At 65.5% G+C, this 22,632-nt stretch carries 10 protein-coding genes; all 10 read left to right on the top strand.

The window, feature by feature from the left end:
* The first annotated feature begins 129 nt into the window (after window positions 1–129).
* Window positions 130–1,995 carry a hypothetical protein gene (locus AB1451_05275; protein ID MEW6682324.1) on the top strand — a complete coding sequence of 622 codons (1,866 nt, stop codon included), beginning with the start codon at window positions 130–132 and terminating at the stop codon, window positions 1,993–1,995.
* Between the two features lie 252 nt (window positions 1,996–2,247).
* On the top strand, window positions 2,248–5,301 hold the full coding sequence (locus tag AB1451_05270) for a tetratricopeptide repeat protein (protein MEW6682323.1): 3,054 nt from the start codon (window positions 2,248–2,250) through the stop codon (window positions 5,299–5,301).
* 3 nt (window positions 5,302–5,304) lie between these two features.
* The gene (locus tag AB1451_05265; GenBank protein ID MEW6682322.1) at window positions 5,305–6,783 is read left to right on the top strand and encodes a DUF1302 family protein; all 1,479 of its coding nucleotides are present in this window, start codon (window positions 5,305–5,307) and stop codon (window positions 6,781–6,783) included.
* 7 nt (window positions 6,784–6,790) lie between these two features.
* On the top strand, window positions 6,791–10,963 hold the full coding sequence (locus AB1451_05260) for a VCBS repeat-containing protein (protein ID MEW6682321.1): 4,173 nt from the start codon (window positions 6,791–6,793) through the stop codon (window positions 10,961–10,963).
* 28 nt (window positions 10,964–10,991) lie between these two features.
* On the top strand, window positions 10,992–12,608 hold the full coding sequence (locus AB1451_05255; GenBank protein ID MEW6682320.1) for a tetratricopeptide repeat protein: 1,617 nt from the start codon (window positions 10,992–10,994) through the stop codon (window positions 12,606–12,608).
* On the top strand, window positions 12,605–14,515 hold the full coding sequence (locus AB1451_05250; GenBank protein ID MEW6682319.1) for a tetratricopeptide repeat protein: 1,911 nt from the start codon (window positions 12,605–12,607) through the stop codon (window positions 14,513–14,515). Before AB1451_05255 ends, AB1451_05250 begins: the two co-directional genes overlap by 4 nt.
* Window positions 14,516–14,655: 140 nt before the next feature.
* Window positions 14,656–16,482 (top strand): tetratricopeptide repeat protein, encoded by a 1,827-nt coding sequence (locus AB1451_05245; protein MEW6682318.1) that lies wholly within the window; start codon window positions 14,656–14,658, stop codon window positions 16,480–16,482.
* Window positions 16,479–18,296 carry a tetratricopeptide repeat protein gene (locus tag AB1451_05240; protein ID MEW6682317.1) on the top strand — a complete coding sequence of 606 codons (1,818 nt, stop codon included), beginning with the start codon at window positions 16,479–16,481 and terminating at the stop codon, window positions 18,294–18,296. The genes AB1451_05245 and AB1451_05240 overlap by 4 nt, the downstream gene beginning before the upstream one ends.
* A complete protein-coding gene (locus AB1451_05235; protein ID MEW6682316.1) occupies window positions 18,293–20,248 on the top strand; it encodes a tetratricopeptide repeat protein in 1,956 nt (651 codons plus the stop codon). The genes AB1451_05240 and AB1451_05235 overlap by 4 nt, the downstream gene beginning before the upstream one ends.
* Window positions 20,245–22,617, top strand: coding sequence for a fused MFS/spermidine synthase (locus tag AB1451_05230; protein MEW6682315.1), 2,373 nt, complete (start codon window positions 20,245–20,247; stop codon window positions 22,615–22,617). Before AB1451_05235 ends, AB1451_05230 begins: the two co-directional genes overlap by 4 nt.
* Window positions 22,618–22,632 lie beyond the last annotated feature (15 nt).

The raw sequence follows: 22,632 nt of genomic DNA, 5'->3' as shown, positions 1-22,632 counted from the left end.
ACCGGCTTCAACCGGGGCATAGGCCCCGTGATCTTATCGCAGGAAGGGGGGTGATCAAGAATGCGGAAGCACATGAAGCAGGGCCTCTTCCCATGGGGGGAAGGGGAACAATCAAGAAAGGTACATGCGATGGCAAAACACGGTAGATTTATGGTGTTAGGCCTGGCGGTCCTGGGGCTCGCGTTGGTGGCGACGCCTGCAATGGCCGCCAACCTGTTCACCATCAATGAGACAACTACTACTGGTGTCGCCGGCAGTGAGCTGTTCGTGCCCACGTTCGTTTCCATGGCCGACTCGACCGGAATCGGCGGCACGTTCACCACCGGCGGCATCTACATTCCCTACATGGGAACGATGACGACGTGTACGTCGCTTATCGGTAGCGATAACGGCAACTGCTCGGGCTGGGGTTCGGCGTCGATCGTGGCGTGGGCGAACGGGATCTACTACGATCCGCGGTTCGGCACGCCCTTCATCCCGCCGTCCGGCGATCACCACCGGACCGGTTATCGGATGATGATGCAACCGTCGTTCTCAGCCGGCCAGTGGAACTCGGGTTTCGCATCGTTGGCCGAAACATTCCCGTTCTTCCCTGAAGTCGGGCGGCCGGGCGCCAGCGGTGACATCGGATTGGCGATGGCCAACGCGTCGTTCGAATCCGGTCTGGTCGGGATACTGGCCTTCCTCGACGGCCATGGTGAGCCGCTCACCACCGGGAAATTCCCCCGGTACTGGCCGCACGACCGAGAGGCTTGGGTCGACACCCTGATGGTCAAGTACACCGCGGGTGGCGGGACGGTTGGCGTCGATGCCGACGCGTTCTCGCAGAGCCTGCGGTCTGCAACCGGCTTTGCGCGGAACGCCACCATGCTTCGGTGGCGCGCCATGAGCAATCTGGACGGGGCGTTTTCGGCGAATCCCACTGGGCCCTCTAACGGGTGCGGTGGCAGCGGGTGGTGCGAGTTTTACGTGACCGAGGACGGCGCCGGCAACGTGCACCTGTTTGTGGTCAAGGGTGCCGACGGCGACACGGACACGGCGGACGCCGGGGCTGTGGAAATCACGCAGTCGACGCGTCTTGACTCGATCGGGGCCGTCAATAACTTCGGCGTACTTCTCACGGTGAAGACGCTGAGCAACTTGGCGAAGCTCCCGTTCGTGATCGACGATCGGCTGGCGCAGTACTCGACGGAAGCCGGGTTGCCCGGCGACTTCGATCAGCAGCTGCTCCAGCAGTTCCGAGTGGTCAGCGGTCCGAACGTCCACTCGGAGGAAGGCGCAGATCCCTATGCGTGGGTCATTTGTGGGACCCGCGGAACCCTGTACGGTGAAGACGATTGCGCGGACAACGATCCGGACGGCAATGGCATCCCCAACGGGGCCATTGACTCGGCCGGAAACTTCTTCGCGATCGTGTACGTGCCGAACGGGGTGTACGAACTCGGCGAAAGCCCGTTCACCCGTTTCGGCCGCGATCTGAACCCGCGGCGTCTGGGCAACACCTTGTACCCGCAAGGGTACACGGACAGCCTGGATCCGGATACCACGCAGAACGCAGCTGCCTACGTGGAGTGCACTGCCCCCGGCGCTGCCCAAGACACCGTCCACCCGACCAGCACTTGCGAGTCGGATCCTGGTGCGGACGGTGCGTACGGGACGTCCGACGACGGCACGATCTACTACAAAGAGGCGCTTGAGAACGGCCTCCGCGGGTGGATCCGTGAGACCAACGGTCATACCTTCAGCTTCCTGGGGGCGGACACCGATGGCACTCACAACGGCGCCAGCCCGGCCAACTTCGGGTTGACCCAGCTCGTCGAGCAAATCGAGGTGACGCAAGGGGCTCTCCTATCCTGCTTGGGCTGCAGTCCGCATGACCTGCCCGTTGACCAGGATACGGTGACCTACACGTTCAACTGGCCCGGTCTGCCGGCGATCACGCCGTTACCGCATCCACCGGCCACCGGTACCACGGTCATTCCGGTTCTGCCGTAAGAGGACTGGAAACCGCAGCAACACAGGGGAAGCCCAGCAATGGGCTTCCCCTTTTTTTGCCCGCAACGCGCCTCTTGACGCGGTCCGGCCTGTTCCGCGGGAAGGGCGGCCCACCGGACTGGCGTCTTCTCCCCGCTGTGTTACCTTCTCCTCTTTCGTGTGAAATCCCTCTATTTTGAGGACCTTGGAACGGAATGAACCGGTCTCGGCGAGGGTCAACCGGAGGGGACGGCGGATGGTGACTGGTTGGCCATGCAAAACCTGAGCGGCGCCAGGCGCGCGCGGCTCGGGCCGGCGCCGCTGTGCGCGGTGCTGCTGGTGACCATGGCCGCAGGATGGGGAGGCTCCGCATACGCACAGGTCCAGACGGCCCAGGAAGCTGTCCAGGAAGGCGTCACGCTGTTCCAGGAGGGCCGCATTCCGGAAGCGATAGACCGGCTGCAGCGAGCCGGGGAGGCGTATCCCTCGGAGCCGTTGGTGTGGATGGTGCTCGGGCAGGTCTACGAAGCCGCCCGCCGGCCGCAGGACGCGATTCCCCTTTATCGCCGAGTCATTGAGCTGGCTCCGCAATCCGAGGACGCCACGCGCGCCGCGGCCCGCCTCGGCCAGTTGGGTCGCGATCGCGAAACCTACGAGGCTGCCCAGCGGGACTTTCAGTTCGCGGTCCAGGCGCTGACCGCCCAAGACCTCCCGACCGCCGAAGCGAATTTTCGGAAAGTGCTGGATCGCATTCCCGCTCACCTGCCGAGTCTCTTGTTTCTGGGCAACATCGCCGAGCAAGGCGGACGCGACGACGAAGCCCGGTCGCGATGGGAAGCGGCGGTGGCGATCGATCCCACGTTTTATCCCGCGCAGGTCAGCTTGGGGCGTTTGTACGAGCGGCACGGCCGAGTGGCGGACGCCGCCTCGGCGTACCGAGCGGCCGTCGACACCAAGGTCGCGCATCCCGACGTGCAGTTTGCGGCGCGCCGCCTCACCCAGGTGGGTGCCTCGCCCGAACAGGCGCTCCAGGTCCGCCAGTGGATGGAGCAGGCGGCCGACTCCGCCAGGGCCGGTCGCGCCGAGGACACCAAGCAGGCCTTCGAGCGGGTGTTGTCGGTGCTGCCGAACCACGCGGCCGCCAACTTCGGCCTGGGACTCATGACGGCCAAACGCGGCCAGACCATTGATGCGGCGCGGATGTTGAAGAACGGGTTGGAGGGAGATCCCGACTACTACCCGGCCTTGTTCCTGCTGGCCGAGATCGAAGCGGGGCAAGGACAGTTCGAACAAGCGCTGGAGCATTACAAACGGGTGGTGGAACTGGTCGGGCCGCGTCGCGAAGGGATCGAAGCCCGTCGCCGATTGCCAAGACTGGAGGAAGCGATCACCGAGCTCAAGGCTCTGAGGTTCGGCCTGGCGATCGAGGCGCGCAAGTCGTTCGACGAGGGGATCGAGGCATTTCAGACGCAAGACTATGAAGCGGCGTTCAAGGCCTTTGGCCGGGCCGCGGTGCTGGACGACAAGAACCCCTACTACGTCTTCAATCGGGGGCTGGCGGCGTTCAACCTCGGCAACAACTTGGTCGCCGCGCAGTCATTCGAGCGCGTTCTCCAATTGGCGCCCACGTTCGGCCTGGCCCACTTTTGGTTGGGTGTGATGTTCCAGACCAGCGCGGAGCAAGCGCGGGACGGCGGCAACTTGCTGGAAGCGCAGGCGGAGTACAAGGCCACCGTGGAAAAACTCGGACTGGCGATCACGCACGGTGAGGGAGCCTGGTACCTCGAGGAGGCGCAGACCCGGCGAGCGGCGAGCGAAGACTTTCTGAACCGCTTCCAGGAAGGCCAGGGGTATCTCCTGGTCGGCGGCGTGTTGGTCGTGCAGAATCGGTTGGATGAGGCGCTCGCCGTCTTCGACGCCTCGGCGAAGCGGTTCCCATACGACTACCAACCGCTTCTGAACATCGGCGCTATCCTCACCGATCGCAAAGAGTACGACCAGGCCCAGGCGGCCCTCGAACACGCGGCGAAAGTCAACCCCAAATCACCGAAACCGTATCTCCAGATGGGGTTTCTGTTCGAAGTACAAGAACGACGGGACGACGCCATCGCCGCGTACGAGAAGGTCATCGCGTTGGCGCCCGAGGCGCCCGAGCCCCACGCCTCCCTCGGGACCGTGTTGCTGCAGAGCGATCGATCCGCGGAGGCCACGCGGGAATTCGAAAAAGCCGTCGAGCTCTCAGGCGGGACGTCCACCCCCATCGTGCACTGGAACCTCGCGTTCCTGTACGGCCAGGAAGGCCGAAACTACGAGGCCCTTCGGCAGTACCGCGTCACGCGGGATCTGCTGGCCGGGCGGACCGAGCCCGAGGCGGTGGACCTGCGGCGAGCTTCAGAGGACAACATCGCCGCGTTGGAGGAGCGTCTGCGGGTGTATCGGTTCACCTTGAGGGCAACGCCCTGGGCCTACGACAGCAATATCGGTTCGGCCCGCACGAACCCCATAGGCGAGGCGTACAGCCAGATCGGCGGCACGGTCGCGTATTGGATGATCAACGAGCCTCAGCTCAGACTTCGCGGGACATTGGATCACACGCAAACGTACTACCTGCTTTTTCGCCAGGTGGTGGATACCTCTACGGGGTTGGGGGCTTCGCTGGACTACACGCTCACCCCGGTCGTCGACGTCAGCGGATCGTACCGATGGTCCTACGGCCACGGCAGCGACGGGCCCCAGGTGACGAGCCAGTCGTTCAACACGTCGGTGACCAAGCGCGGGCAGTTGCCCTCGGGGTTGACGTTGGGGTTGTCGTACGGGCTGTCGAACGGGTTGGGAGGGAGCACGACTCGAACGTCGACCTTGGGCTATTCGGTGTCGCTGAGTCAGACGCTCGGGCCGGCCGGGACACTCGCCACGAGTTTCTCGGCCTCCTCAAACGATTCCAATCGCGACGACCAGGTCAGTCAGTCCAAGAGTATCGGCTTGGTCTACAGTCGCAGGCTCTGGGGGGCGGTGGGCGCGAGCTTCACGTACAGCCTGGGCCTTCTAGATTTCGTCAATCCCACCCGCGAGACGATCGTGCGGGGTGATCAACCGGTCTCGAGTTTGGTCTTCCGCCAGGCGACGTCAAAGACCTACGGGTTGGACTTCAGCTACACGTTTCGCAACGACCTGGTCATTTCCATTGGGATGAACCTCCTTGAGAGCGAATCGAACTTTTCGCTCGACCGCTCGGAGGATCTCAACGAACTGCTCAACAATCTGGTGCAAGCGGCGGGCAGCTTCAGTAAGCGGACAATGGCGGTGTCGGTCAGCAAAACGTTCTGACCGGTGGGTCGGGTGAAGGGGGAGCGTTCGATCGGTTTCGGTGCGTTCGTCGCGGTGCTGGGAATCATGCTGGCCGCCTCGCCGACATGGGCCCAGGAGGCGGGAGACGAAGGGCCTCGGCCCTCGTGGCGGGATAACCTGACGCTCAACGGGTATCTGCGGAACGAGACCGCATTCCGCCTGAGCCAGCCCGCGGCCCTGGTCAAAGTGCTCAACATTTTTAACCTCGAGCCGCGCTACACTTTTGGCCCGCGGGCGCAGCTCAGCGCGCGGATCCGCGCGTATTACGACGTGGCGTACGACCTGGTGGACATCGACACCATCAGTCCGCGCAAAGGGCCGGAATCCGTGCTGTCCGGGGATATTGATACCCCGGAAGAGGTCAGTCGGGTCCAGATCAACAATGTCCGCGACGTGGAAATCCGAAAGTACGGGATCGAACTCAGAGAATTCTATCTGGACCTGCACTTTCGGATTCTGGACATCCGCGCCGGTCGCCAAATCGTCCGCTGGGGAGTGGTGGAGGGCGCCCGGGTTACCGATGAGATCAATCCCCTTGATTTTCATGAATTTATCCTGCGCGACGTGAACGACCGCTACATTCCGCTTTGGATGATCAAAACCGACCTGTATCTGGGCGAGACCACGCTGGAAGGCATTTGGATTCCGGATATTCGGACACACGAGCCCGCGGCTCGGGAAAGCGAGTGGGAACAATTTCGCTTCCTCGAAGGGATGGAAGTGCCCGCCAATACGGTCGAAAATAGTGAATGGGCGCTCCGCGTTTCCCGGCTGTTCGGAGGGTGGGATCTCTCTGCCAGCTATTTCTCGACCTGGGACGACTTTCCCGTGGCCTTCCGCAACGTGGAGGGGTTGGGCGTCTTCGGGGAGGACCCCACCCTCAACACCTTTCCCCGCGTCGGGCGCCTGCACATTTACGGCGCAACGCTCTCGAAAAGCCTGGGGCGTACCATCCTGAACGCCGAGGCCGCGTGGGTCGAGGGCAAGTACTTCGGCACCCGGTTGGGGCGAGTGACCGACACCCAGGGCGAGGAAGTCACCCTGTTCGGCGAGGTCCAAAAGGACTACCTGAAATACGCGGTTGGCGTCGACTTCTCTCTGTTGACGACGGAGTGGTCGTTCCAAGTGCTCCAACACCGTATCCCCGAGTGGGAGCCGGCCATGATCCCGGATCAGGTCGACACGGTGTACGGCGGATTTGCCCGGAAAGGGCTGCTACACGACCGGATGATTGTCCAGGCACTGGTCCTGTTCTTCCAGAACGACGTGGAGTGGCTGATCCGGCCGCGGATGGAGTATGCCGTGACGGAGCGGGTCAAACTCAGCACCGGCCTGGATATCCTGCTGGGCAGCATCTCCGACGCTGACCCCGGGGAGGAACCAACGCCCGGGGAATTTCATTTCGTCGGCTTTTTCAACAATCACTCTCGGGTCTATGTGGAACTACAGTACAGCTTCTGAGGGGAGAATGAGGCGCGTTGCACTGACGACACGTGTTCGCACTGCGGGCGTGATGCTGCTGGGAGGGGTGCTCGCTGCCTGCGGCAGCGAAGATTTTCCGGGCGCTCCGAGCGGCTCTGGAACTTTGAACGTTCCCTATGTAACCACGTACAATTTCGGGTTTCAGGTGCGATTTGATCCAGTCCTGGGCGTGGAAGGAAACCTTCAGATCATTTCGGGCGGCGACCTGATCAACCTGATTTCCGCGGCGAATATCACGCGACTTCCCGGCACCGGCGTCATTTCCGGAACCGTCTACGATACGACGGACACTACAGCGGGCAACGTGGTGCTGGCCGCTACCGACGTCAATGGACGCGGGATCGGCCAGTTCTTTTATAACAGCCTCGGCGGCACGCCGGACTTCGTTCAGACGCGGGGCACCACCACGTTGGGCGGATTTACGGCCTTCAACGTCGCGCCCGGCGAGGTTTTTCTCAAAGCCGTGGCCGGCGGCCGCGGCGGCACCCGCCTCCTGGCGTTTCCCGACGAAGTTTCGTTGGGCACCGTCACCATCACCCCGGTCGTGGTTCCGGTCATCGGCGTGGTCGGTCAGATTACCAACGACGCTGGCGGCGCGATTACCGGAAGCCCGATCGGGGTCGAGGTGGTCGGACAGCGCTTGAGCGAGGCCGTGAACTGTGCGGACGAGAGTCCGACTCAAGACCGCGTGGACGCCCCGGCGGTTGAGCGGGGCACCGTCGGATTTCGCTTCTGCGTGGCGTCGGAAGGGGACTACTACGCGCGGTTGAGCGGCGACTCGTTCGTCCCCACCTATCAGTTTTTCGACGCCAACAGCTCGGAGCTCACCGCGCTCCAGACCGCAGAGCTCACCGAGTTCATGACCATCCAAACCCGCGACGGACTGGACGCTGCGGCGCGCGTCGCGGGGACCACCTGGGATACCACCAAGGGAGTCTTGGCCGGCCAGGTCCGCTATGGAGCCGGCGCTCCACGGCGCAATGCGATCGTTCGCATCACCGACGACGACGGGAGGACGCTGGTCGGCCCCGGCTTAGGAGCCCTGGTGTACATGGACGAGACCGGTCGTCCGGCCATCCGCGAGTCGACCGGTCCGGGCGGGCGCTTCGTGGCGTTGAATCTGCCGATCCCCGCGTCCAAGACGATATACGTCACCACCACCGTTGAAGAGGCGACCGCGGGGGTGCCGGTTCGATACGTCAACACGTCCATCGTCCCCATGATCCCCAACGCCGTGACCTTCCACAACATCGATACCCTGCTCCTGCCCACACCGATCACCGGAGAGGACCAGTTTGCGTCCTATTTTACGGGCCCGGTGTCAGGACGCGTGATGAGGGAGGACGGGCTGGGACCCGTGGCGAACGCGCGCATCACGCCGCTCGGTGTGCCCATCGCGGAACTGCCCCCTCCGCAACAGACGCAGGTCTTCGTCGCCAGCGCCGAGGGTCGCTACTTCGTTTCGATCAATGGGAACGCGGCAGCAACCACGCCCTTGCTGCAATCGAGCACCTACCTCGTCAAAGTCGAGGGACCCACGCCGGGCGAGTACCTGCCCACGTATCAGCGCGTGACGACCGGGACATCGGAGGTCGACGCCGCGACCAACCAGTTCAGAGATCATGTCCAGAACTTGGTGGCTGTGACCAGCCAGGCGATCGATCAAATCCAGCAGAGCGTGAACCTGGCGCCGGAGGACCGGAACCCTGACCTCGGGATTCTGTTGGGAACCGCGGTCGACGTCTCCTCGGGCCAACCGGCCGGCGGGACCTCGATCCGTCTGACACCGGTGGATGGAAGCGACGCGAGCCAGGCGTCCGGGCAGACCCCTTTGATCTACTATTTCGACTTCGGCGGCGTGCCCCGCCGCGACCTCACGGCGACCACGCAGGACGGCCGATTCATCGTCTTCAATGCCCCGCTCGGCACGGTATCGCTCGATGTGACGTCGCCGGAAGACACGGGAAACGTCCTCGCGGACAGCCGCGCCGGCGGGGTCACGTACGTGACCCTCGATGTGAACAACTCGCCGCCGCGATCGGTGGACGTGTCCGGAACATTCGCTCCGCTCACCGGCCAGTCGCTAGGGAGCGGGGGAATCACCCTCAGCGTGGCGGGTGGAGACCCGCTGCCCATCCGCCAGGAGTGTCCACCGAACACGTTCGAGCGCGGCGGCGTCTGCTACAGCGATCCCGAGAACCTGCTGGGTCTCACGGGTAAGGTGGATGTTCCGTGCGATCAGCAAGAGGTGTACGGGCCCTACCGGGTGGAGCAGGACGGGTACTGCCAACTTCGCTACCAGTCCGCGTCGGCCGCAGGGCTGCTCACGGTTCCGCTGGGGTCGTGGCAGGACAATGTGCTGAAAACTTCTGGACCAGGACTCATGGACACCTATACCTTCGGCGTGCGGACCACGGATCGCGCGGTGAACGGCCTGTTTGTGGGCGCGGTGGAGACGGGCGCGATGACCGACCTGGCCAGGGCCGCGAGCGTGACCCGCGGCGACGGCACGGCCGTGATCTGGGGTCAGACCACCACCGCGAGCCTGGGCGAGGTGGATGAGAACGGCGACCCTGTGCCTTTGACGTGTGCGAACCCGGCGTGGACCGAGCTGCCTGACAACTCCGTGGTGGGATGTAACAAGATCGGGACCCCGGGTGCGTTTGTGACAGGATCCTTCAACGACGATACCTTCCGCGACCTGGCGATCATCGATACGGCGACGCAGAAGGTGACGATCTGGCTCAATACCGGGGATGAGGCGTTCGTTTTGGCCCAGGAGGTCGTGAGGGACTCAACCTGCAGGGTGGAGCAACGCGGTTGTGGGGTCGAGGGAGGACCGCTGGCGCTGCTGGTGGTCGACTATACCCGCGACGGCGTGTCGGATCTGGTCGTGCTCAACCGGGACTCCGTGAGCATCTCGCTCTTGGAGGGGCGCGGCCGGGGCCAATTCGTGTTCGGCGGAAGCCTCGTGGTCGACGACGTGGGTCGGACGCCCACCGCCATGGCCGCCGCGGATTTCAACCGCGATCAGATCCCCGATCTCATGATCACCGACGCCTCCGGCACGGTGGGATTTCTGTTGGGCACCGGAGGCGGATTCAAGACCCCGGCGCCGGGTATCGACGTGGGAGAGCAGCCTCGGGCGATCCTGTCGGGGCAATTGGATTTCGACGGCATCCCGGACCTGGTCTTCGTGAACAGCGACTCGATCTCGGTGATGCAACAAGTCGGCGTGACCAACCGGCTGACCCAATACCGTCGTCCCAGCGGGGCGACTCCTGACTTCAGCGCGGCCGCCATCGGCGACGTGGACGGCGACGGATTCAACGACGTCGTCGTGGCTGATCGCGCAGCCGGTGATCCAAAGATTTGGGTCTTCGTGAACAGCGTCATCGGCGACCAGCTGTTCCTGCCGCCCACGTCGCTCCAGGCGGGCCAGAGTCCCGCCGCGGTGGCCACGATCGACCTCAACGGCGACCGCACGCTTGATCTGGTGGTGCTGAACGGGGGCGACGGCACCGTGATGTACCTTGAGGCCGACGGTGTGGGCGGATTTAGTCTGCCGCTGCTGTTGCCGGTCGGAGGGCAGCCGGCCGCGCTGGTCATGGACGACGTCACGGGCGACGGCAAGGTCGACGCCGTGCTCGCTGATCCCGGTACGGGGTCGGGGCGGATGGTGATCCTCCCGCAAACCACCAGGCCGGTAGACGGAATTGCCGTCGCCGCGGTTCAGGCCGATGGCCAGGCGGTCGGCGACGTGGTCTACCTCGACGACCAGGGCACGGCCCCGGTTGCGACCACGGTCACCGGCCAGTCCGGCAAGTTTGCGATTTTCAACGTCCCGCCGGGTCCGATCTGGCTGCGCCTGCTCAACGGGGGACTCGGCAGTCGGTTCCTGCAGGCGTACGCGGATGCAGTGACCAATACCACATTCCCGGTGATCAAGGGACAGACCACCACCACGACCATCAGCGGGTTCACCGCTGACGCTGTGCTGCGTCCGGTCGGCGAGGTCCAGATCCGCTTCCTGGGCACCCAACGCGCCACCAGCTCCAACCCCATCGTTTACGACAGCGACGGCAACGCGGTCGGCGGGGCGAACTACGCGGCGATCGTCGAGGCGAACAGCGACTACGTCATCAAACTCAGCAAGTAGCCGCGCGTTGGAGCGGGTCGGGGAAGGCATGAGCGAACGCGTAGCTGTCGGCTCGATACGCGGTCGGCTGCCGATTCTGGTCCTGCTGCTTGCGGTGTTGGTGGCTCACGGCGGCGCTCTTCGGGCTGGTTTCCTTTACGATGATTATCACCTGATCGCGGAAAACCCCGCGGTGCTCACGCACGCCTGGGGGTTGATCTGGACCTCGTCGGAGGCCGCAAGCCGCGATCCTCAGGGTCGCGGATTTCGGCCGGCGACGCTCTCGTCCTACGCAATCGATCACGTGGTGGGTGGGGGGCGACCGGCCGTGTACCACGCGACCCAGGTCGTCCTTCACGCGGCCGTGGTCTGGCTCGTGTACCTGGTTGCGATGGCTCTGGGGTTGTCGCCAGGCTGGGCCGCGGCCAGCGCCCTCATGGCGGCGCTTCATCCCGTTCAGACCGAGGCGGTCCACTATCTGAGTGCGCGGTCCTCGGTCCTCAGCACGCTCTGGCTGCTCGCTTCGTTCTGCGCGTACCTGCGTTGGCGCGAACAGGAAACGAGCCGTCGTACGTGGCGAGCATTGAGCCTCGGATTTCTCGCCTTGGCGGTGCTCAGCAAGGAAAGCGCGGTGATGGGCCTCGTGTGGTTCGTCGCGTATGAACGTCTGGTCGCGGCCGCGACTCTGGCAGAGAGCGTTCGGCGGTTGGGTCTTCACGCCGCGACCGCGGTTCTTAGCGTCGCGCCTGCGGTCTTGGCGGTCAACCACGCAGTTTCCGGGGCGTTCGTTTCCACGGACATGGCCTTGGCCACGGGGCTGGTATTGCTCGGCCGGCACCTGTGGGACTGGGTCGTGCTGTTCGGGGTCGAACCGGTTTCTCCGCAGCCTTGGGTCGGGTGGGACCAGCCTGTGGTGTGGGGCGCCGCGGCCCTGATCGGGGGGGTGTGCGGTGTTGGGTATGCCTTCCGGCAACGGCTTCCGCTTGTTGCCTGGGGCATCGCTACGGGTGTCAGCGCTCTCCTCCCCGTGATGGCGTTGCCGTTTGTGACGAACGTGGCGTTGTTTCAGCCCCACCGCGGGTATCAGGCCACGGTGGGGCTGGCGGTGGCCGTGGTCGCCGCAGCAGAGGCCCTGGCGCGGCGCGTGCCCGCGATGGTCCGATCAGCGGCGGCGCAGCGATGGCTGCGGAAAGCGGCGTGGACGCTGGGCGGAGCGGTCGTGGTGGCGCTGGTGATCACGAACGCGCAGGCCGGACGCGCCTGGCGCGACGAAGTGGGATTCTGGACTGCGGCGGTGGATAAATATCCGAGCAAAGCGGCGTATCATCAAAGCCTGGGCGCTGCCCGGCTGCGAGCGAGTGACGCCTCGGGAGCGGTCGAGGCTTTGACCGCGGCGTCGAGGCTCGACCCGCTGCTGCCTCGGGTCGATTTCAATCTGGGATTGGGATATGCCAAACTGGGTCGGTATGCGGAAGCGGTCGCGGCCTATGAACGGGCGGTCGGGCGGGATCCCACTGACGTGAAGGCGCTCGCAAATCTTGGGGCGCTCTATGAACGCAGCGGCGCCATGGACCGCGCCGCGCGTGTTTACCGTGCGGCGCTGGCGGTCAGCCCCGGTTTGGTCGCGGTCCAGGCTCGGCTTAACGCGTTGTCCGAACCACGATGACCGCTCCACCATCAGCGTGGCGAAGTCGCGGCCGGATCAAGACGGCCGTCATTCTAATCAGTCTTGCTGCGGCTGTCGCCGTTGCGCACGGAGGAGCTATCCACGGCCAGTTTCACTACGACGACCAGTTTGTGGTCGTTGAGAACACCGCCGTGCATCGCTGGCAGCCTGCGAGCTACTTTGCGACGCCCCACGCCGTGAACGACGGCGGCCAGAAAGCGTGGGTGGGAGGCAATCGACCTCTCACGGTGCTATCGTTAGCGCTCAACTACCAAGTGGGGGGACTCGATCCTCGGGGGTATCTACTGGTCAATCTGGTCCTCCACGGCCTGATCTCGTGGCTGATCTTCCTGACTGGACGGGAGCTTCTTGGTGAGGCGCGATGGGCTGCTGTCGCAGCCGTGGTGTTTGCGCTTCACCCGGTGAACGCTGAAGCGGTCAACTACGTCACCGCGAGGTCCTCGCTTTTGGCCACGGTGTTTTCATTGGCCGCGTTCTGGGCGATGCTCCGCGATAGCAGGCGCGGGAAGGGAGTCGGGTGGCTGATGGTCGGCCTGGCGGCGTTCTGCGGCGCGATGCTCAGCAAAGAATCCGCCGTGGCGTTGGTCATTCCGATCACGGCCTACTGGTGGCTTGCCCCGCGATTCGGCGACATCGGTGGGCGTGCTACCACGCCGATTGCCAGTCGGCGGGCCATCCGGGTGGTGCTGGCAAGCAGCCTTGCCGCACTCTGTTACGTGGTGTGGTGGGAACTGATGATCGCACCTGGGGTGAGCGCAGGGCTGCCGGCTGCGCGTCCGGTCTGGACCCTGCTGGAGATCGTTGGACGCTCGCTCGCGCTTTGGTTATGGCCCTGGCCCCTGGGTCTGGAACACCCCTTGACGTTTCTTGTACGTTTCGACGCCTGGCTTGCCGTGTGGTTGGTGGTTTGCGCCGTCGGTTTGGCCGGTCTGGGTGTGCTCGCGGTCAGGCGTGCCCCATTTGTCGCGTGGTTGCTGTCGTGGGTCATCGCGGGATTCGCTCCGCTTGCACCTCTCCCTTGGCTGACCACCGTCGCGTTGCTCCAGGAACACCGATTGAGTATGCCGGCCGTGGCGTTGTCATGGCTGACCGCGGCCGCCATCAGGAGCGGGTGGGGATGGCTCGCACAGGTGCGACCGGTCGGCTGGATGATACGTTGGGCGTTGGTGGGCGTTGGGGTGATAGTGGCGGCGGGGGCGATAAGCCTTGATCGGGCACGATCGGGCGTCTGGAACGACGATCGGCGACTGTGGGAGGAAGCGGTCAGTCGGTCGCCCTACAACCCCCTAGCGAGAATGAACTTGGGCGCCGCATATATGGAAAGTGGGGAGTTTGATCGTGCGGAGGCTGAATTTCGCGCGATTGCGGCGATCGATCCCACCTACTCGCGAGCCTACTACAACCTCGGACTGCTTGCCCTCAAGCGGCACCAACACGGTATCGAGGTTGGCACGGACGCCAGGCCGCGCCTTATCGAAGCGGCCGCCGCGTTCCGGCAGGCGGTCGCCGTGAGCCCCGAGCAGGCCAATGCCCATGCGGCGTTGGGGCGGGTCGAAATCCTACTCGGGGACGTGGCGAGCGGTGAGCGGTCTTTGCGGGCGGCGTTGGCCCTCAATCCCAACCATCGGTCTGCTCTGAACGATCTTGCCAGCGTGTACATGATTCGCCGCGACTGGTCGCGCGCGCTGGAAGTGCTGACTCTCCTGCGGCAGCAGGACGATTCGCTCGACGCAGCGTATCTTCGCGGTGTCGCACTCGTGGGCCTGGGCCGCAGGCCCGAAGGTGAAGCGGTGCTGCGGAACGTCCTGACTCGTCTCGCATCGGATTCGCGGTCCGAGCTGTACCGAAACGGGATCAATCGTCTCCTGCTGGGAGGCGAGCCGTGAACGACGCTGGATCGTCGGCACCCCGTCCGTCGGGCCGCGCGGCACAAGGGGCGAGGCGTTGCCATAGCCTGGGCGGGATATTGCGCGCAGCGCCGGAAATACGTCATCCCTCCGGGCCGATTCAACGTCCGGGCTCTAGGATGAGCCATCGAAAGATAGAAAAGACAGTGGCCGCGCTCATCGTGTTGGGTACGCTCGTGTGGACCGCGCACGGCGGCGCGCTCCCGGGCGCATTTCACTACGACGATTTCTACGCGTTCGTTCAGAATCCGGCGGTCAAAACATGGCATCCGCTCCGGTATTTCACCTCCACGGACGCGGAACTCAACATGTTCAACACCGCGTCGTACCGGCCCTTGACCGTGTGGTCGTTTTCCGCGACGTATCGACTGGCCGGGATGGAGCCGTCATCCTTTTTGATCGTCAACATGGTGCTTCACGGCGGCGCGTCTTGGCTCGTGTTCCTGATCGGCCGGCTGGTGCTCGGCGACGCGCGGTGGGCATTGGTGGCGGGAGCCCTCTACGCGATTCATCCCATCAACGCGGAGGCCGTCAACTATGCGGTGACGCGTGCGTCGTTGTTGTCCACGGTCTTCTGTTTGACATCGGCCTGGGCGTTCATTCGGTACGCGGAGCACAAGGGCGGTCGGGGGTTGGTGTTCGTGGGGTTGGCCGCGTTCGCGGGCGGCCTGTTGAGCAAGGAGTCGGCGGTGGCGCTGGTCGCTCCGCTTCTGGCGTATGCGTGGCTGCGGCCGACGCCCGCCGTGGAGGAGGGCATCGCCTCGCGCGCGACCAGAGCCGCCGTGGTTTACGCGGTGCTGGCCGCACTCTACGTGGCGTTCTGGAGGGTGCTGACCTCCGGAGTAACGAATCCTCCGACGCCTTCGGTGCATCCGGCGTGGACCTTCCTGGAAATGCTGGGGCGCTCATTGGCGCTGTGGATCTGGCCCTGGCCCCTCGGGCTCGATCACCCGCTGACGTTCCTGTCGACATTCCACGACGGGCTCGCCGTTGCACTCGTCACCGGAGTCGTCGGGCTTGCCGTCGCCATTGTCTGGCTGAAGCCGCGAGCGCCGGTGGCTGCTTGGGGACTCGTGTGGGCGGTTGCCGGACTGGCCCCGCTGGCTCCGCTGCCGTGGTTGACCACGATCGGATTGTTGCAGGAACAACGCATGGGTTTTTCGGCGGCGGGCCTATCGTGGACGACGGCCGTGCTGGTACGGGAACTCTGGATGGCCGCGGGAAGGCAGCACGCTGCGAGGTGGCTCCGGGCGACAATAGCTTGCGCCGGTGTCGCGCTGACGGTCCTCGCCGTGGCGATAGACCGGGGGCGCTCCGCGGTGTGGAACGACGACCGCCGACTGTGGGCCGAAGTGGTCGAACGATCGCCGGATAACCTCGTCGCACGCATCAACCTGGGCTCGGCCTATATGATGCACCGCGAATATGAGCGCGCCAAGGCGGAGTTTGAAGAGATCCTTGCGCTGGTGCCCAGTTATCACCGCGCCTATTACAACCTCGGTCTGCTTGCGCTGCGCCAGAACCGGACGGACGAAGCGGCTGCGGCGTTCCAGCGCGCGGTCCATCTCAACCCCCAGGACGCCGACGCACAGGCGAATTTGGGGATCCTGGCGCTCCGCGCCGGCGACACCCGCACGGCGGAAGCGGTCTTTCGCATCGCGCTCGAGATCAACCCGACACAACGCGATGCCCTGAACAACTTGGCGACGATCTATCTGCAACGGCGTGAGTTCGCCCTGGCCCTCGACCTGGTGACCGAAGCCCTGCGTCGCGACCCCGAGTTTCTGGAGGCGACGTACAACCAAGGGGTGGCGCTCGCCGGTTTGGGCCGGCACGCCGAGGCCGCGGCGGTTCTGCGCGACATGCGCGGACGGTTGCCGCCCGATCCCGCCTTTGATCGGTATCGGACCGCCATCGACCATCTGCTCGCCGGAGGTGCGCCGTGACGGTGCGGCAGTGGGCGGCTGCCGCGGCGCTTGGCGGGGCGGTCGTGGCCGCGCACGGCGGGGCGGTCAAGGGCGAGTTTCACTACGACGACCTGTCCGTGGTCGTGAACAACCCCGCGGTACGGTCGTGGCAGCCATCTCGCATGTTCACGGGAGGCGACGCGGTCAATAGCGAGCGCGACGCCGCGATCTACCGACCGTTGATGGCGCTATCGCTCGCGGTGAATCACGTCGTGTCGGGGCTCGACCCGTCCGGATATTTGGCCACGAATCTCGCGCTGCATGTCCTTGCCGCATGGTTGATCGTCCTGATCGGCTACGAGGTGTGGGACGACAAACGCTGGGCGTGGTGTGCCGGGCTGGTGTTTGCGCTGCACCCGGTCAATGCCGAATCCGTCAACTACGTGACCGCGCGCTCGTCGCTGCTCTCGACGATTTTCGCGCTCGCGGCGACGTGGGCGTATATCCGGTACGTCGAATCGAAGGGCGGGCCGGCGATGGGCGTCCTCGCGCTCGCCGCATTCGTGGCGGCCATGCTGAGCAAAGAGTCGGCGGTTGTCGTGGTCGCGCCGCTGGCGGCATACGGCTGGTTTCGATCGCGCGCGTCACGCGCCCAGGCGAATCTTGCGCGCGCCCGCCGAGCCGCGCTGGCTTTCGGCGCGATGGCGGTGTTGTATGTGGCGTTTTGGCGGATCATGACGGCCGGAGGGGTCGCTGCGCCCGGGCCGCCCTCCGACCGTCCGGCGTGGACCTTCGCGGAGCTGGCGGGGCGATCGCTGGCGCTCTGGGTCTGGCCGTGGCCGTTGGGGCTGGACCATCCGCTCACGTTCCTGACGCGGTTTGACGGGGAGCTGGCCGCGGTGCTCGTGCTCGGCGCGGTGGGATTCGTCGTCGCCTTCGTCGCGCTCTCCCGGCGCGTGCCCGTCGCGGCGTGGGGCCTGTTGTGGGCGCTTGTCGGGTTGGCTCCGCTGGCGCCGCTGCCGTGGTTGACCACGGTGGCGCTGTTCCAAGAACATCGCATCGGATTTTCGGCGGCCGGTCTCTCGCTGGCCACGGCGGCATTGGCTCGCGAGATCTGGACGGGAGTCGCAAGCTGGCACGCCGCTGTGGTCATTCGACGGTTCCTCGCCGGCATCGGAGCGGTTCTCGTCGTGGCCGCCGTGGCGGTGGACCGAGCGCGTTCGGCGGTGTGGAACGATGATCGGCGACTGTGGGCTGAAGTGGTCGAACGATCGCCGGATAACCTGCTCGCGCGCATCAACCTGGGGTCGGCCTACATGATGCACCGGGAATACGGGCGCGCGAAGGCGGTGTTTGAAGAGGTCCTCGTGCTGGTTCCGAGCTATTACCGCGCCCACTACAACCTCGGCCTGCTGGCGCTTCGTCAGAACCTGACGGACGAGGCGACTGCGGCGTTCCAGCGCGCGGTCCATCTCAACCCCCAGGACGCCGACGCACAGGCGAATTTGGGGATCCTGGCGCTCCGCGCCGGCGACACCCGCACGGCGGAAGCCCTGTTTCGGATCGCACTCGATCTCAACCCGACGCAACGCGACGCCCTCAATAACCTGGCGACGATTCATCTGCAACGGCGCGAGTTCGCCGTGGCCCTCGACCTGGTGACCGCAGCCCTGCGCCGCGACCCCGAGTTTCTGGAGGCGTCGTACAACCAAGGGGTGGCGCTCGCGGGTTTGGGGCGGCACGCCGAGGCCGCTGTGGTTCTGCGCGACATGCGCGGACGGTTGCCGCCAGGTCCCGCTTTTGACCGGTATCGGACCGCCATCGACCATCTGCTCGCCGGGGGCGCGCCGTGACGATCCGTCCCTGGGTGGTGGCGGTCGGGCTGATGGCCGTGGTGGCGGCCGCACACGGCGGGGCCGCCAAAGGTGGGTTCCACTATGACGACAAGATTTCCATCACCGAAAACTTGGCGATTCGGAAATGGCAGCCCTGGTTCTACCTGACGTCCCCGCTTGCCGCGTCTTCAGAACCAGGGGTGGCGGGGTATCGCCCGCTGACCGTGGCCAGTTTCGCACTCAACTACGCGGCCGGGGGGCTCAAGCCGGCGGGATACCTGGCGGCCAATCTCCTGCTGCATTTTGTAGCGTCGTGGCTCGTGTTCGTGGTGGGGCGCCGGCTGCTTCACGATGATCGATGGGCCGCGCTGGCGGCCTTGGTGTACGCGGTCCACCCGGTGAACGCCGAAGCCGTGAACTACGCAGTGGCGCGCTCGTCGCTCTTAGCGGTGTGCGGGGCGTTGATCGCGTGCTGGGCGTTTCTGCGTCGCGAAACCGGCGGCGGACGGGCGTGGACCGTCGTGGGAGCCGCCGCGTTTCTTTCCGCTCTGTTCAGCAAAGAGTCGGCGGTCGCCGTGCTCGTACCCTTCTTCACGTACCATCTCGTGATCTCATCCCACGAGTCGGTGCCATCCTCAAGACCGTTTCCGGACACATGGCGGCGCAGCCTGGTGGCGGTGGCGCCCTACCTCGTCGTCTTCGCCGGGTACTTCGCCCTCTGGTGGAACGTGGCCGGCAGCCTGGCAGAGGAGGTCGGGCGCCCCGCGCTCTTTCCCGCATGGACCTTGCTCGAAATGATGCTCCGTTCCTTGCTGCTCTTGGTATGGCCGTACCCGCTGAGCCTGGATCACCCGTTGGTGTTTGCCACGCGGTTCCACGCGGTCACCGCGGCTTGGCTCGTTGCGGGATTCCTTGTCCTCCTCGCCGCCGTGGTCGCGTGTTGGCGTAGACAGCCGCTGGTGTCTTGGTGTCTGCTCTGGGCGGTTGCGGGATTGGCGCCGTTGGCCCCCTTGCCGTGGATGACCGTTAAAGGGTTGATGCAGGAAAATCGTCTGGCGTTTTCCGCGGTCGCGCTGGCCTGGTTGGCCGCGATCGCGGTGCGTGAGGCGCGGGCTGCATGGGGTCGCGTGGCCCCGGGATTGCAGTCTGCACTGGTTCGTCGGACCGTCGAAGGCGTCGCGATAGTGGGAGGCGTCGTGGTGTTGGCCTTGGCTGTGACCGTTGACCGCGCCAGGTCCGCGGTGTGGGCGGACGACGTGCGGTTGTGGCAGGAGGTGGTGGCGCGATCACCCGAGAGTCGCGCCGCCCACATTAATCTCGGGGTCGGGTACATGACGCGCAACGACTACGAGCGCGCCGAGGAGGCGTTTCGTCGCGCGGTGACGATCGCACCGAATGATGCGTTTCCGTATTACGTGCTGGGTACGTTGGCGTATCGCCGCGAGCAGTACGATCAGGCGAGGTGGCTGTTCCTCAAGACCGCGAGCCTCGCGCCCGAGTATGCCAAGACGTACCGGATGTTGGGGATCATCGCACTCAAGCAGAATCGAGATGACGACGCCGCGGGATTCCTTCGCCACGCGCTGGATCTCGACCCCAGGGACGCGGCGGCGTTGGCCAATTTGGGACTGTTGGCTCAGCGCGCGGGCGATGATGCGGCCGCGGCGCAGTTGTACCACGACACCTTGACGCTCGATCCCGATCAGTCGCTGGCGCGGAATAACTTGGGCACGTTGTACCTCAAACATCAACGATGGGCCGAGGCGCTCGAACAGTTCAGCGAGGTGCTCGACCGAACTCCGGACGACCACGACGCCGCACTCAACCGCGCCGTGGCGCTGTACGAGATGGGGCGACGCGAGGAGGCGCGGGCCGCGCTGGAGACCCTCCTGACCCGCCTGCCGCCGGAGCCCAGTTTTGACGCGCACCGTCGCGGCGCCACGCTCATCCTGAGCCGGCTCACCCGGTGAAGCCGATCACGCTGCTGGGGGCCGTATTTTTTCTGTCCGGCGCCGCCGGGCTGGTGTACCAGGTCGTGTGGGGGCGATTGCTGGTACTGGTGTTCGGGTCGACCACCATCGCGGTGACCACCGTGCTCGCCGTGTTCATGGGTGGCCTCGCGCTCGGCGGCGCGCTCGGCGGACGCTTCGTAGGCCGCATTCGCCGCCCGTTGGTGGCGTATGCCGCGATCGAAGTAGGGGTCGGCGCCTATGCGCTGGCGATCCCGTGGCTGCTCGCCGCCGTGGTGCCGGTGTATCAGACGCTGTGGCGACACGTGGCCGAGTCGTCGGTGCTGGTCCTGGGGGCGCGGCTGGTGTTGGTGGCGGCGATCCTCGCGATCCCCACGGTGCTCATGGGCGCAACCCTGCCGGTGATCAGCCGTGCCGCGGCGGCGGGCGCCGCATGGTTCGTCACTCGCGCGGCCGCGCTGTACGCGGCCAACACTGCCGGCGCCATCGCCGGGGCCGTAGGGACCGGGTTTGTGCTCCTGCCCGCGTTCGGCGTGCGACAAACGATCTACATCGCGGCCGGCAGCAATCTCGCAGCGGCGACCGCCGCGTGGATGCTGGCGCGTCGCGGACCGTTCGTCGAGTCGGAGGCCTCGTCACCGACGGCCGACGCATCAGCGCCCATCGCTCCCCACATCCAGCGCCGCGTCGCCCTGACGCTGGCGATCTCCGGGGCGGCCGCGTTGGTCAACGAGGTGGTGTGGTCGCGCGCGCTGAGCCTGGTACTGGGCTCCTCGGTCTACGCGTTCTCCGCCATGCTGGCCACGTTTCTCACCGGGCTCGCGTCCGGCGCCGCGTTCGGGACTTGGCTCGTTCGGCGCGTCGTGCCCCGCACGGCGCTGCTCGGGGCGGTTCAACTCGGGGTGGCCGTTGCGTCGCTGGCCACCCTGGCGCTGTTGGGCCAGTTGCCCTTTGCGTTGATCGCCGCGGTGCGTTCGCTGCGCGGGCTCGGCCCGGACGTGATGTCGGCTGCGCAGTTCGCGCTCTCGTTCCTGGTGATGTTTGCGCCGACGTTTGGGTTCGGCGTGATCTTTCCGGTCGCCCTGCACCTGGTGGCGAATGATCCCCGCGCCATCGGCGCTTCGGTGGGCCGCTTGTACGCGATCAACACGGCGGGCGCCATTGCCGGCGCCGTGCTCGCCGGGTTTGCGCTCGTCCCGTTTCTGGGAGTTCGCGCGAGCCTGCTGGCCGCGGTGGCGGCGTGTCTCTTGCTGGGCGTCTGGCTCATCGTCGGCGATCGTTCGATTCCGCGCCGGTTCGCGCTCTGGGGGTCGCTCGCGGCGGCCGCCGTGGTCGTGGTCACCGCGACCAGCCTGCCGCCGTGGAGCGCGACCCTCATGTCGTCCGGGGTGTACTGGAACCTCCCGCGGTTTCTTGCGGTCGCGGAGCGAGAGGGCGTAGACGGCGTCAAAGCCAGACTCGGCCACGGACAGGCCCTCTATGAACGCGAGGGGCTGACGGCGACGGTCGTGGTGACGCGCAGCGACGAGGAGGGACGCCTGCTGACGATCAACGGCCGCACCGAGTCCGGCGACCCGTTCATGAGGACCCAGGTCGCGATCGGCCACTGGCCGCTGTGGTTTGCGCGCTCCGCGGATCGCGTGCTCGTGATCGGGCTGGGGAGCGGCGCGACCACGGGCTCCGTGTTGCGCTACCCGGTGGGACAAGTGGACGTCGTGGAGTTGGAACGAGCCGTCATCGAGGCCTCGCGCGAGTTCGAACCCGAGAACGGCAGTCCGTTGGCGGATCCTCGCGTCCGCGTGTGGCCCGAGGACGGCCGGAATTTTCTTCTGCTCTCGCCCCATCGCTACGACGTGATCATTTCCCAGCCGTCGTTGCCCTGGGTGGCGGGAGCCGCGACGCTGTTTACCGAGGAGTTCTTCGCGCTCGCGGCGTCGCGCCTTCAACCCGGAGGCGTGTTCGGGCAATGGGTGACCGCGGACGCGATGGGACCCGAGGATCTCCGTGCCGTGCTGGCGGCGTTCGCGCGGTCATTCCCGTTTTTCGTGGTGGTGGAACCCACGCCCGGCGACGTCTTTTTCGTGGGATCGGCGTCGCCCCTGGCTCTGGATCGCGCCCGGGTGGCCGCGGCATTGTCGGAGCCCCAGACCGGACCGGATCTGGCCCGCGTCGATTTTCGCTCCGAGAACGACCTCTACGCCACGCTGGTCGGCCACCACGGAACCATCGCGAGGTTGCTCAACGGCGCGGTGCCCAATCGCGACGACAACGTGGCGGTGGAGTTTTCGGGTCCGGTCGCGTTCGCGCAGATCCTCCAGGGGCGCCGCAGCGATCCGCTGGCGTGGTTGCGGGGAGGATCGGGGCGATGAGGCCGTTAACGGCTT

Source organism: Nitrospirota bacterium, assembly GCA_040757335.1.
Classification (GTDB): domain Bacteria; phylum Nitrospirota; class Nitrospiria; order 2-01-FULL-66-17; family 2-01-FULL-66-17; genus JBFLXB01.
The sequence above is the reverse complement of the archived record's forward strand: the minus strand, read 5'-3'. Positions and strand labels throughout refer to the sequence as shown.

What these genes read in the sequence shown, in the direction of transcription:
- AB1451_05275 (MEW6682324.1), top strand. Translation starts at nt 130, where the DNA reads ATGGCAAAACACGGTAGATTTATGGTGTTAGGCCTGGCGGTCCTGGGG.
- AB1451_05270 (MEW6682323.1), top strand. Translation starts at nt 2,248, where the DNA reads ATGCAAAACCTGAGCGGCGCCAGGCGCGCGCGGCTCGGGCCGGCGCCG.
- AB1451_05260 (MEW6682321.1), top strand. Translation starts at nt 6,791, where the DNA reads ATGAGGCGCGTTGCACTGACGACACGTGTTCGCACTGCGGGCGTGATG.
- AB1451_05255 (MEW6682320.1), top strand. Translation starts at nt 10,992, where the DNA reads ATGAGCGAACGCGTAGCTGTCGGCTCGATACGCGGTCGGCTGCCGATT.
- AB1451_05250 (MEW6682319.1), top strand. Translation starts at nt 12,605, where the DNA reads ATGACCGCTCCACCATCAGCGTGGCGAAGTCGCGGCCGGATCAAGACG.
- AB1451_05245 (MEW6682318.1), top strand. Translation starts at nt 14,656, where the DNA reads ATGAGCCATCGAAAGATAGAAAAGACAGTGGCCGCGCTCATCGTGTTG.